7 protein-coding genes are annotated in these 12,817 nt (G+C 65.8%); 5 read left to right on the top strand and 2 right to left on the bottom strand.

Features of this window, described 5'->3' with window-relative positions; genetic code table 11:
• Positions 1-12 precede the first annotated feature (12 nt).
• Both C1925_RS06785 and baeS read right to left on the bottom strand, forming a co-directional pair.
• Positions 13-699, bottom strand: coding sequence for a response regulator (locus C1925_RS06785; RefSeq protein ID WP_108768227.1), 687 nt, complete (start codon positions 697-699; stop codon positions 13-15).
• A complete protein-coding gene (gene baeS / locus C1925_RS06780) occupies positions 696-2,078 on the bottom strand; it encodes a sensor histidine kinase efflux regulator BaeS (RefSeq protein ID WP_108770640.1) in 1,383 nt (460 codons plus the stop codon). Before baeS ends, C1925_RS06785 begins: the two co-directional genes overlap by 4 nt.
• A gap of 152 nt (positions 2,079-2,230) precedes the next feature.
• Here baeS and C1925_RS06775 point away from each other — a divergent pair, with 152 nt between their 5' ends.
• The 5 genes from C1925_RS06775 to C1925_RS06755 all read left to right on the top strand — a co-directional run bounded on the left by C1925_RS06775 (position 2,231) and on the right by C1925_RS06755 (position 12,817).
• Complete coding sequence (locus C1925_RS06775) at positions 2,231-3,418, top strand: efflux RND transporter periplasmic adaptor subunit (protein WP_108768226.1); 1,188 nt, start codon at positions 2,231-2,233, stop codon at positions 3,416-3,418.
• Positions 3,419-3,422: 4 nt separating this feature from the next.
• A complete protein-coding gene (locus tag C1925_RS06770; RefSeq protein WP_108768225.1) occupies positions 3,423-6,578 on the top strand; it encodes an efflux RND transporter permease subunit in 3,156 nt (1,051 codons plus the stop codon).
• Positions 6,575-8,029, top strand: a complete 1,455-nt coding sequence (locus tag C1925_RS06765) for an efflux transporter outer membrane subunit (protein WP_108768224.1) — start codon at positions 6,575-6,577, stop codon at positions 8,027-8,029. The genes C1925_RS06770 and C1925_RS06765 overlap by 4 nt, the downstream gene beginning before the upstream one ends.
• Positions 8,030-8,558: 529 nt before the next feature.
• Complete coding sequence (locus C1925_RS06760) at positions 8,559-11,522, top strand: TerB N-terminal domain-containing protein (protein WP_108768223.1); 2,964 nt, start codon at positions 8,559-8,561, stop codon at positions 11,520-11,522.
• On the top strand, positions 11,519-12,817 hold the full coding sequence (locus C1925_RS06755) for an ATP-binding protein (protein ID WP_108768222.1): 1,299 nt from the start codon (positions 11,519-11,521) through the stop codon (positions 12,815-12,817). Before C1925_RS06760 ends, C1925_RS06755 begins: the two co-directional genes overlap by 4 nt.

Raw genomic sequence — 12,817 nt, 5'->3', positions numbered from 1 at the left:
CCAGCGCTGGCGCTACGCGTCCCAGCGGAAGCCGACGCTGTAGATCGACTTGATCCAGTCACTGCCGCCGCCGTCCATCAGCTTGCGCCGCAGGTTCCTGACATGGCTGTCCACGGTGCGGTCCGCCACCACGCGGTGGTCGGCGTACAGGTGGTCCATCAGCTGGTCGCGCGACCAGATGCGGCCGGGCGATGCGGTCAGCGTCCGCAACAGGCGGAACTCCACCGGCGTCAGGTCCAGCCACTGGCCATGCAGTGATGCGCGGCCGCCAGGCTCGTCCAGCTGCAGGCCGGGTGCAGGGCCGGCTGCCACGGTACCCCGCGCACCCGCACGACGCAGCACGGCACCGACCCGCGCCACCATCTCGCGCGGGCTGAAGGGCTTGCAGATGTAATCGTCGGCGCCCACTTCCAGGCCCAGCAGGCGGTCCACCTCTTCCACCCGCGCGGTCACCATGATCACCGGCACCTCCCCAACCGCGCGCAGATCCCGGCACAGGGCGATGCCATCACGGTTGGGCAGCATCAGGTCGAGCAGCACCAGCGCCGGCTGCACGCGTGCGTGGGCGGCCATCACCTGCGCGCCGTCGGCCACCCATTCGGTGCGGTAGCCGCTGGCGTGCAGGTAGTCCTGCACCAGGCGCGCCAGTTCCGGCTCGTCTTCCACCACCAGGATGCAGTCGCCGTTGCCGGTGCTCATGCGCGCACCGGCAGGGTCAGCACCACGCGCAGGCCGCCCAGCGCGGACGCTTCGGCATGCAGGGTGCCGCCGTGCGCCTGGGCGATGTTGCGGGAGATCGCCAGGCCCAGGCCGCTGCCGCCGCTGGCGCGGTTGCGCGATTCCTCGGCACGGTAGAAGCGTTCGAACAGGCGCCCGCGCTTGTCCTCGTCCACGCCCGGCGCGCTGTCTTCGATGATGGCGCGCACCGTGTCGCCCTGGCGCTGCACCGCCACCACTACCTGGCCGCCGGCATCGGTGTAGCGCAGGCTGTTTTCCAGCAGGTTGGCGAACAGCTGCTGCAGGCGGCGCTCGTCACCGTTCACCGGGCACGGCTGCGCCGCAGGAATGGCCCGCAGCTGCAGGCCGGCATCGGCAAGGCGACCGCGCATGCCATCCAGCGCAAGCTGCAGCACCGCGTCCAAGTCCAGTGGCGTGGAGCGGTACGCCAGTGCCCCGGCCTGTGTCAGCGCCAGATCGTGCAGGTCGTCGATCAGCTTGCCCAGCTGCTGCACCTGCCGCTGCAGCGTGGCCAGGGTTTCCGGAGTCATCGGCCGGATGCCGTCCTGGATCGCTTCCAGCTGCGCGCGCATCACCGTCAGCGGCGTGCGCAGCTCGTGCGAGATATCGGCCATGTAGCTGCGCCGGTTGCGTTCGGTATCTTCCAGCGTGTCAGCCAGGCGGTTGATGTCGTGGCCCAGGCGGCCCAGCTCGTCGTCGCCGGTGCGCGCGGCGCGGGCACTGAAGTCACCCGCGGCCAGCCGGTGGATCGCACCGGTAAGCCCACCGACCTGGCGCAGCAGCGTGCGCGACAGCAGCCAGGCCAGCAGTGCGGCGATCAGCACCGAAGTGATGCCGTTCACCCAGCGCCCGCGCGACTGGTCGCGGGAGAAACGCACATCACCGGCGGCGATGGCTTTCTCGAATGGAATCATCACGAACCAGCCCACCGGGTGGCCGTCGCGCGCGGCAATGGGCAGCTTGATGGCCTCCAGCGTGGCCTGCGGATTGCCAGCCAGGAAACGCCCCTGTAGATCCAGCAGCGCGAACCGCGGCACCGCGCCGGTCTGGTCGGAGACCGGCGGCGCGCGCAGGTTGCCTGCCACCGGCACCCAGGTCGGCCGCATCAGCTCGAACCACACCTCGTTGTGGTTGCGCACGAAATCCCAGCTGCCTTCGCGGTCGTACGCCGCTTCCACCTGCGGCAGCACCTCGCGCATGCGCGATTCGCCCTGTTCGTTCAGGTAGCCCAGGAAGCCCCGCTCGAACAAATAGCGGCCGACCACGCCGTTCACCGCCAGCACCATGGCGCACGCGGTGAGCACGAGCAGGAACAGTTTGGCGGGCGTACCCAGTTTCATCGGCGCAGGGGCATCGGCTTCGGTGGGCACTACTTAGCCGCATCGGCCCGGCCCATTGCAAGGGAAAAGCGCTCCGTTCAGGCGATCTCCTAAATTGCTGCGAATTTCGTACCGAACATGGCAAGCCTCAGAAACGCCCATGGGGTAGCCCGATGCCAGTGTTCACTCGTCGCAGTCCGTTCCACCTGCCCTGGCGCTTGATGCCGGCCTCGGCCCTGGCCCTGGCGCTGGCCGCCTGCTCGCCCGCACAGGCACCGCAGCAGCACACCGCCGAAGTGGTGGCCACGCCGGTGGTCACCCGCTCGCTGGCGGTGGAACAGTCGCTGGCCGGGCGCACCGTCGCGGCCATGGTGTCCGACGTGCGACCGCAGGTGGGCGGCATCATCCGCTCGCGCGCCTTCACCGAGGGAGCGCTGGTCGACGCCGGGCAGCTGCTGTACCAGATCGATCCGCGCAGCTACCAGGCCGCCTATGACAGCGCCAAGGGCTCGCTGGCGCAGGCTGAAGCCGCCGTGCTGTCCTCGCGCCCCAAGGCCGAGCGCTACCGAAATCTCGTCGATGCCGATGCCGTGAGCCGGCAGGATGCCGACGATGCGCAGGCCACCCTGCGGGCCAACGAAGCGGCCGTGGTGGCCGCACGCGCCGCGCTGCAGACCGCGAAGATCAACCTCGACTACACCCGGGTGACCGCGCCGATCTCCGGCCGCATCGGCACCTCCACCTACACGCCGGGCGCGCTGGTCAGCGCCGGCCAGGACACCGCGCTGGCCACCATCCAGCAGCTGGACCCGATCCATGTCGATGTCAGCCAGACCAGCGCGCAGCTGCTGGCCCTGCGCAGGCAGCTGGACAGCGGCGCGCTGCAGGCCGTGGATGGCAAGGCGCAGGTGCGCATCGTGCTGGAGGACGGCAGCACCTATGCCCATACCGGCACCCTGGAAGTGATCGGCACCGCCGTCGATACCGGCACCGGCAACGTCACCCTGCGTGCCACCGTGCCCAACCCCGAGGGCCTGCTGCTGCCGGGCACCTACGTGCGCGCCGTGCTGCCGATGGCGGTGGACCCGAACGCGATCCTGGTGCCGCAGACCGCCGTGACCCGCAACACCAAGGGCGAGGCGCAGGTGAAGCTGGTCGGCGCCGACGGCAAGGTGGTCGAGCGGGTCATCCAGACCAGCGCTGCGCAGGGCGACCAGTGGGTGGTCAGCAGCGGCCTGAAGGCCGGCGAGCAGCTGATCACCGAAGGCGGCAGCAAGGTCGGTGCCGGCCAGACGGTGAAGGTCGCCGCGGCTGCGTCGGTCACCGCCGGCAACGCCGCCACCGCCGCGGCGAAGGACTGAGCCCATGTCACGCTTCTTCATCGACCGCCCCATCTTCGCCTGGGTCATCGCCATCGTGATCACCCTGGCCGGCATGCTGGCCGTGTACACGCTGCCGGTGGAGCAGTACCCGGACATCGCACCGCCCAGCGTCTCCATCCGCGCCACCTACACCGGTGCCTCGGCCGAGACCACCGAAAATTCGGTCACCCAGGTCATCGAGCAGAACATGACCGGGCTCGACAACCTGATGTACATGTCCTCCAGCAGCAGCTCGTCGGGCAGCGCCAACGTCACCCTCACCTTCGCCTCGGGCACCGACCCGGACACCGCCCAGGTGCAGGTGCAGAACAAGCTGCAGCAGGCCCAAACGCTGCTGCCAGATGCCGTGCAGAGCACCGGCGTGACGGTCAGCAAGTCCTCGGGCAACCTGTTCATGGTGCTGGCCTTCACCTCCGATGACGGCAGCATGGATGGTACGGACATCGCCGATTACATGGTTTCCTCGCTGCAGGATCCGCTGAGCCGGGTCAGCGGCGTCGGCAACGTGCAGGTGATGGGCTCCGAGTACGCCATGCGCATCTGGCTGGACCCGGAGAAGCTGCGCACTTATTCGCTGATGCCCTCCGACGTGACCGCCGCCATCCAGGCACAGAACAGCGATGTCACCGCCGGCTCGCTGGGCGCGTTGCCCGCTGTCGAAGGACAGTCGCTGAGCGCCACGGTCACCGCGCGCTCGCGCTTGAAGACGGTCGAGCAGTTCCAGACCATCGTGGTGAAGTCCAGCGCCAACGGCGCCGACGTGCGCCTGTCCGACGTGGCCACCGTCACCCTGGGCAGCGAAAGCTATTCCGCGGTCAGCCAGTTCAACGGCAAGGCCGCCGCCGGCCTCGGCATCGAGCTGGCCTCCGGCGCCAACGCGCTGGACGTGTCCAAGGCAGTGGATGCCAAGCTGACCGAACTGCAGCCCTACTTCCCCACCGGGCTGAGCTACCACGTGGCCTACAGCACCACGCCGTTCGTGCAGATCTCCATCGAGGAAGTGGTCAAGACCCTGATCGAGGCCATCGTGCTGGTGGTGGCGATCATGTACCTGTTCCTGCAGAACTGGCGCGTCACCCTGATCCCGGCCATCGCGGTGCCGGTGGTGCTGATGGGCACCTTCGGCGTGCTGTCGCTGCTGGGTTACTCGATCAACACGCTGTCGATGTTCGCGATGGTGCTGGCCATCGGCCTGCTGGTGGACGACGCCATCGTGGTGGTGGAGAACGTCGAGCGCCTGATGAGCGAGGAAGGGCTGTCGCCACGCGCGGCCACCCGCAAGTCGATGGGACAGATCACCGGCGCGCTGGTGGGCATCGCCCTGGTGCTGACCGCGGTGTTCCTGCCGATGGCCTTCTTCGGCGGCTCCACCGGCGCCATCTACCGCCAGTTCTCGGTCACCATCGCCTCGGCGATGATCCTGTCGGTGCTGGTGGCGATGACCCTGACCCCGGCGCTGTGCGCGACCCTCCTGCTGCCGATCAGCAAGGGCGGCCACACCTCGGCACCGGGCCTGCTGGCGCGCTTCTTCGCCCACTTCAACCGCTTCTTCGACCGCAACGCCGAACGCTACGAACAGGGCGTGGGCCGCGTGCTGAAGCATCGCCGCCTGGGCATCGCCGCCTATGTGCTGGTGCTGGCCTTGATGGGCGCGCTGTTCTACACCCTGCCCAGCTCGTTCCTGCCCGAGGAAGACCAGGGCATGTTGATGGTGCAGGTGAAGCTGCCCTCCGGCGCCACCCAGCAGCAGACGCTGAAGGTGATCCAGCAGATGTCCGAGTACGTGCGCCAGCAGCCGGAAGTGGACACGGTGATGGCCGTGGCCGGCTTCAGCATGGGTGGCAGCGGACAGAACTCGGGCATGGGCTTCGTCAAGCTGAAGGACTGGGATGAGCGCGATGCCGACGCCAACAGCATCGGCCAGCGCATCACCATGGCCATGGCCCAGCGCTTCCGCGATGCACAGATCTTCGCCATGGCACCGTCGGGCATTCCCGGCCTGGGCCAGAGTGCGGGTTTCTCGCTGGAACTGCAGGATGTCGGCGGTGCCGGCCACGATGCGCTGGTGAAGGCACGTGAACAGCTGCTGGCGCTGGCTGCCAGCAGCGATATCGTGCAGTCGGTACGCTATGACAACCTGGAAGATGCGCCGACGTTCGACGTCAAGATCGACGATGCCAAGGCCGGTGCGCTGGACCTGGCGCAGAGCGATATCAATTCCACCCTGTCCACTGCGCTGGGCAGCACCTACGTCAACGACTTCGTCAACCGCGGCCGCATCAAGAAGGTCTACGTGCAGGGCGAGGCCAGCGCGCGCATGCTGCCGCAGGACGTCGAACGCTGGTCGGTGCGCAACAGCAACAACCAGATGGTGCCGTTCGGTGCGTTCTCCAGCAGCGGTTGGAGCTATGCACCCTCCTCGCTGACCCGCTTCAACGGCACCGCGTCGATGGAGATCAGCGGCCAGGCCGCCGATGGCGTGAGCTCCGGCACGGCGATGGCCGAGATGGAAACCCTGGTCGGCCAGCTCGACGGCCAGTTCGGTGCGGCATGGTCGGGCCTGTCCTACCAGGAGCGCCAGGCCGGTGCGCAGGCGCCGCTGCTGTACGCGGTCTCGCTGCTGTTCGTGTTCCTGTGCCTGGCGGCGCTGTATGAGAGCTGGTCGATTCCGTTCTCGGTGATGCTGGCCGTGCCGATCGGCATCGTCGGCGCCCTGCTGTTCACCAGCGTGCGCGGCCTGTCCAACGATGTGTACTTCCAGGTGGGCCTGCTGGCCACGGTGGGCCTGGCCGCGAAGAACGGCATCCTCATCGTCGAATTTGCCAAGGAGCTGGAAGACAAGGGCATGGGCCTGGTGCAGGCCACGCTGCAGGCGGCACGGCTGCGCCTGCGGCCGATCCTGATGACCTCGCTGGCCTTCATGCTGGGCGTGCTGCCGCTGGTGATCAGCAGCGGCGCCGGCTCCGGCGGCCGCCATTCGCTGGGCACCGGCGTGTTCGGCGGCACCCTGGCCTCCACCGCGCTGGGCATCTTCTTCGTGCCGCTGTTCTACGTGGTGGTGCGCACCCTGTTCCCGTCGAAGCCGCGCCCGGCCGAAGACGATGCCCACGATGACATTGATGCAGAGGTGAAGGCATGAGCCGTTCGATAATCCACACCACCCTGCTGGCACTGGCCTGCGCGGCGGCAATGAGCGGCTGCGCCAGCATGGCCCCTGCTTACCAGCGTCCCGACGCGCCGGTGCGGGCCAGCTTCGGCAGCACGCCCAGCGTGGCCGTGGCCGATGAACCGGTGCCAGTGGCACGACTGGAATGGCGCTCGGTGTTCGTCGACCCGCAGCTGCAGCAGGTCATCGCACTGGCGCTCGACAACAACCGCGACCTGCGCGTGGCCATGCTCAACATCGAAGCCGCGCGCGCCAAGTACCGCATCCAGCGCGCGGATCTGCTGCCCAGCGTGGATGCCACGGCCAGCCATACCGCCGCACGCAGCAACACGACGGGCGAAGGCAGCCAGGTCAGCCGCAGCGCCACCGCGCAGGTCGGCTTCAGCAGCTGGGAACTGGACCTGTTCGGGCGCATCCGCAGCCTGAAGGACGAAGCCCTGCAGACCTGGCTGGCCACCGAACAGACCCAGCGCAGCACGCGCATGAGCCTGGTGGCCGAAGTGGCCGGCGACTGGCTGACCGTCGGCGCTTACCAGCAGCGGCTGAAGCTGGCCGAGCAGGCCCTGGCCAGCCAGCGCGAAAGCCTGGCGCTGACCAAGCGCCGCCACGAACAAGGCGTGATGTCCGGCGTGGACCTGGCCTCGTTGCAGGCCAGCGTGGAAAGCGCCCGCGCCGACGTCGCCGCCTACACCACCTCGCTGGCGCAGGCGCGCAACGCGCTGGAACTGGTGGTGGGCGCGGCGGTCAGCGATGCGCAGCTGCCGGCGGCCACGACGGGAACGACCGATGCAGTGGCGCTGGCGCCGCTGCCAGCCGAAGTGTCCTCGGCGGTACTGCTGCAGCGCCCGGACGTGCTCTACGCAGAGCACACCCTGAAGGCGGCCAACGCCGATATCGGCGCCGCACGCGCCGCGTTCTTCCCCACCATTTCGCTGACCGCCTCGACCGGCAACGGCAGCGACGCGCTGTCCAGCCTGTTCGACAGCGGGACGAAGCAATGGAGCTTCGCGCCGACGATCTCGCTGCCGATCTTCCACGCCGGCGCACTGAAGGCCTCGCTGGACCAGGCCAAGATCAGCAAGGACGTAAGCGTGGCGCAGTACGAGAAGGCCATCCAGAGCGCCTTCAGTGAAGTGGCTGATGCACTGGCCACGCGTGCCACCGTGGATGAGCAGCGCGATGCGCAGCAGGCGCGTGTGGCGGCAACCACCCGCGCCCGCGACCTGGCCGAAGTGCGCTATCGCAATGGCATCGACAGCCGGCTGGAACTGCTGGACGCGCAGCGTACCGACGATGCCGCCCAGCAGGACCTGGTGACCCTGCGCCTGGCCGAGGCGACCAACCGGGTGACGTTGTACAAGGTGCTGGGTGGGGGTGCGGATGCGCTGGCGGGTAGCGGGGGGACGTGGGCGACGGAGGATTAGGCAAAATGGTTAGTTCCATTGGCCGTGCAAGAGCTGGTGGAACTTCGGTCTGCCCAAGGAAGAATGCACACTGCTGGCCGGAAGCCGGGTTGGTCGACACACGCGATATGACGTTAACGGCTCTTTGTGGAGCTCTGCAGACATTGCTAGATCGTAGCCACTATACCTTACCTACTCGACCGGGCTAAGTTATCGATTAACTTCGATTAGAGAGCCGCCCATGACAGATTTAGGCAGCCAACGCGTTGAGAGATAGTATCCCTCCGGCAGGATCCAGTCCGGTTGCGCAGCTTTGCAGCGGCACAATTTCTCGGCGTACGAGCCACAGGTTTCATCGCCCCAATGATTATGCCCACTTGGAAGCCGACCTTCGTCAACGCCTAGGCCCCGCGCGCCAGCGATCCGGTCGCAAAATACTGAATGGGCAGAGCTCGATTTATATCGATGCCCTGCCCCCTCACGCAGCGCGTCTCACTCAAGGCAGGCGAGCTACAATGCCTCCAAGGAAGCGCCAAAGGCAGGGGGCCACATGGCGAGAAAAAGGCAGAGCGCGGGCGGCTGGATTGTCGCAGGCCTGGTCGTCATAGCGCTGGTACCAAAAGAAGTCTGGATTGGCTTGGGGATCGTCCTCGCAGTGGCCACGGCCGTGTGGCTTTGGGCCAAGTGGCAGGCGATGCGTCCGATTAGGCCCTCCGTTCCCGTCAAACCGGCTCCCCCTCCGGAGCCAACCTTGGCGGAGTTGATGGAGGCATCTGCTCGTTCCTCAAGGCAGTCAGCGCGAAATACGCCCCGTGCGGAAGCCGTCCAGGCGACGAGAGCGGCGAGCACTGAATCGGCTCCGCCTTCGATATCTGCGAGCACTGTCGGGTCAGAAGCTGCTCAACCCATTATTTCCGAGGACCACCCGGCACAACCGTTGGTGCAGGAATTGAGCGAGGCATCACCCGAAACCCCGTCGCTGGCTTGTCTTGGCAATCTGGAGGAGGCTAAAGCCGCGGTGAGCATGCGCAATGCCATCGAAGCGGCCGCGCGGGCATTGACCGCTGTGGCCTCTAGAACTGCCGCCACCCCATCTCCCCATCCACCCGATCTGGAGCGCGCGCGCCCGGGAAACTTGGAGGCTGCGAAGCGCGCGGTAACCCAGCGCCTTGCCCAATATCAGGCAGACGAGCAGGCCGAACCTCTATTACAGCCCACTACAAGCGCGGGCGAGACTTACGGTGAAGTCTTGTCCACCATGAAAGATGAGCCAGCGCGTCCAAGTGCGGAACCAATCGCGACGGAGTGCACTCCGCCTCCTAACGCTCCCGGCGGAGTCAACGACGCAACCACGATGACACCGCCACCCCCACTTCCATCGCGGTCTTCGCCCCCCTCCCTGCCCGATGAGCTCCGGCAGGTGGCCATGGTTTCCGGAACGCCGGCCAAGCAATACGCGGTGCCCCGTCCCCCCGAGGGCTGGGACAGAACCCGCTGGCTTGGCCCTCACGATGAGATCGAGATCGCGGGCATCGTCATCCGGGGCGGCCTGTTTTACACGGGCCCGCGGCTGGCCACCCCTGGCACGCGCGAGCAAGAGCCAAGCTTGGTCAACGGCGTTCTTGGTGTCGGTCGATACGGGGACTACCGGTCCACGACGCGCTACTGGGGTGGTTACGCGGATTTTGAACCGGCGGAACGGCACGCCTACCTGAAGTGGCTTGCTTCGGACCGCACCGATTCCGGCTGCGCTATCCAATACGTCCGACTGTTCCTGTTTGGATTGGAGCGTCGCATCTTGCTGGATTCGGTGAACGATCCGGATTCCAAGCAAGACTGGCCCGCTATCAAGGCGATGCTCCGCCGCTTGTCGTCTGCTTATGCTGCCGTGCTTCCGAACGTCCACGGTCATGTCAACAGCCTGCTCGACTGGATGGCTCTGACCGAAGCAGGCGACCAGCTTTACAACGCGCCTCTTCCAGCGTTCGAACGAACTTACGAACTGCCTTTCTACATCCGCTTGGCCCTGGGGCAATGTTCCTTGGATCGAGTCCCCGTGCCCGCCGCGCTGGCCACGGCGTGGGTGCGCCTCAATCCAGAGATTCCGCTGCGAACCGCCGCAACGCGTTGCGCGGAAGAGTTCGATCGCCTTTTCGCTCTGCGGTATCAAGAGACGTTCGGCCCTGGAATGGTGCTGCCAAAAAACCGCACCAAGCTGAAGTTCACACGCCGCCCCTTTAACCCGGCGCTTGACCGGACTGACGCCGGCACCAAGACTTTCGGTGACATTCCCGATGTCACCGCATTGCGAGCGCCCGTAAAGGCGCTGCAGGAACTTGTTTCTCAGTGCACGGAGGACCTCGGAACCTTCAGCCGGCTCGTGGGCAAGAACCCTGAGGCCCGCCAATCCATTGAGGGCACCTTGCTGCTTCCGTCAGAGATCTGGCCGCTGGCCACGCGGACAGCACTGGCCGAAGTCGCTTCGGATGTTCAAACCGCCAATTTGTCGATCAAGCTGACTGACCTATTGGGAAGGCTTGGGGCAGTCGGAACCGCCTTGGGCAAGGACAAAATTCGGGAACTCGCACGAGCATTGGAGCAGTCTAAGGTCGGCATGGAACCCAATGTGCTCGACGGCGCGCGGGTGCCAGGCGAGAACGACCCGATCGTTCTCTTCCCCCTGCTTCCCGACCAAACCCATCGAACCGACGCTCAGGCCTATCAAACGGCCCAGTTGACCCTGCAGCTTGGCTCGACGGTTGCCCAATCGGATGGCGCATTCAGCGTCCACGAGCTCGAGCACCTTTCACGCGAAATCGAAAACTGGACGCACCTCAGCGAGGGTGACCGGCGGCGACTGCGCGCGCACCTCGATCTTTTGGCGATGGCACCGCTTGCCCTGCCCGCGTTGCGCAAGAAGCTTGATCCGCTCAGTGAACACATCAAGGACGCCATCGCCGGGTCCATGGCCACCCTGGCCCAGGTCGACGGGATGGTCTCTCCGGAGGAGGTCCGGTTCTTGGAGCGCGTCTACAAAGCGCTGGGCGTGGATCCCGCTCGTGTGTTCAGCGACGTCCATGCCCCACGCCCATCCAAAGCCCCAAGCTCATTGCCCAAGGCTGCGTCTGGCGCATTCCAACTCGATCCCGACCGGATCGCTGCTCTTCAGCGGGACACAGCCCAAGTCTCCGCGTTGCTCGCCAATATTTTCACCGACGAGGAAGCGCCTCCCCCTGATCTTGCGCCTGCGGAAGCGGTGAGTGCCGAGGTGGAGAGTGCTGGTCAGTTGCTCGGGCTTAATCAGGCACACAGCGCGCTGCTGCGCCTCATGCTGTCGCGCCCGGTTTGGACCCGTGCCGAACTGGAAGACGGCGCGGCAGACATGGAGCTGATGCTCGACGGCGCGCTTGAACAAATCAACGATGCGTCGTTCGACGCTTATGACATTCCATTTTCCGACGGCGACGACCCGTTGGAGATCAACCCCGAATTCATTGAGAAGATCGAGCAATGAGCAGCCCAATCCGTTCCAAGGACCGCGACGCGGTGATCCAGTCGCTGCGCGCCGGCGTCGTTCCACGAGCCGGTCAGCATTTGATCCAGGTCGGGCGCGCCCGTGAAGTGCAAACCCTGGTCAGTGACATCGATCGGCTCGCCGATGGCGGCTCGTCCTTCCGCATGGTGGTGGGCGAGTACGGCGCAGGCAAGACCTTTTTCTTGAACCTCGTTCGCGCCATTGCAATGGAGCGGAAGCTCGTCGTGGCCAGCGCGGATCTGAATCCCGACAGGCGGTTGCATGCTTCAGGGGGGCAGGCCCGGTCGCTCTACGCGGAGCTCATGCGGAACTTGGCCACTCGGACCAAGCCCGACGGAGGCGCACTGCCCGGGGTGGTCGAGAAGTTCATTTCGACCGCAGTGTCCGAATCCAAGTCGCAAGGCATATCCACCGAGCAGGTCATTCGCGCGAAGCTCGAGCAGCTGAGCGAACTGGTGAACGGCTATGACTTTGCCGACGTGATCGCCGCTTATTGGAGAGGGTTCGAGCAAGGCAACGAGCAGCTCAAGTCCGATGCAATTCGTTGGTTGCGTGGCGAATTTGCCACCCGGACGGACGCGCGTGCAGCGCTGGGCGTGCGAACCATCGTGGACGACGCATCGGTCTACGACCAGCTCAAGCTCATGGGCCGCTTTGTTCGGCTGGCGGGCTACAGCGGCCTGCTGGTGTGCCTGGACGAACTGGTCAACCTCTACAAATTAGCCAACGCCCAGGCCCGGAATGCAAACTACGAGCAGCTCCTGCGCATGCTCAACGACTCTTTGCAGGGCACTGCGGTTGGCCTTGGTTTTGTTCTGGGCGGCACCCCGGATTTCCTGATGGATACCCGCCGCGGCGTCTACAGCTATGAAGCTCTTCAGAGCCGCCTGGCCCAGAATACCTTTGCCACCAACGGGCTGGTGGATTTCAGCGGCCCTGTCGTTCGACTGTCGAGCCTGACAGCCGAAGACTTCTACGTCCTGCTCACCAAGATTCGCCATGTCTACGCTGCCGGCGACGCGGGCAAGTATCTCTTGCCCGACGATGCCATTCACCAGTTCATGACCCATTGCGCCAATCGAATCGGCGATAGCTTCTTCCGCACCCCGCGCACAACGATCACCGCCTTTATCAACCTCTTGGCCGTCTTGGAGCAGAACCCGGGCGTGGACTGGCAGGACCTGATCGGATCGGTCGAGGTGGCAGCTGACCACGGGGGCGACGGCGAATTGGTCGTGCAAGAGGACGACGAGCTGGCGTCGTTCAGGCTCTAA

It is taken from the genome of Stenotrophomonas sp. SAU14A_NAIMI4_5, assembly GCF_003086795.1.
GTDB lineage: Bacteria > Pseudomonadota > Gammaproteobacteria > Xanthomonadales > Xanthomonadaceae > Stenotrophomonas.
The sequence above is the reverse complement of the archived record's forward strand: the minus strand, read 5'-3'. Positions and strand labels throughout refer to the sequence as shown.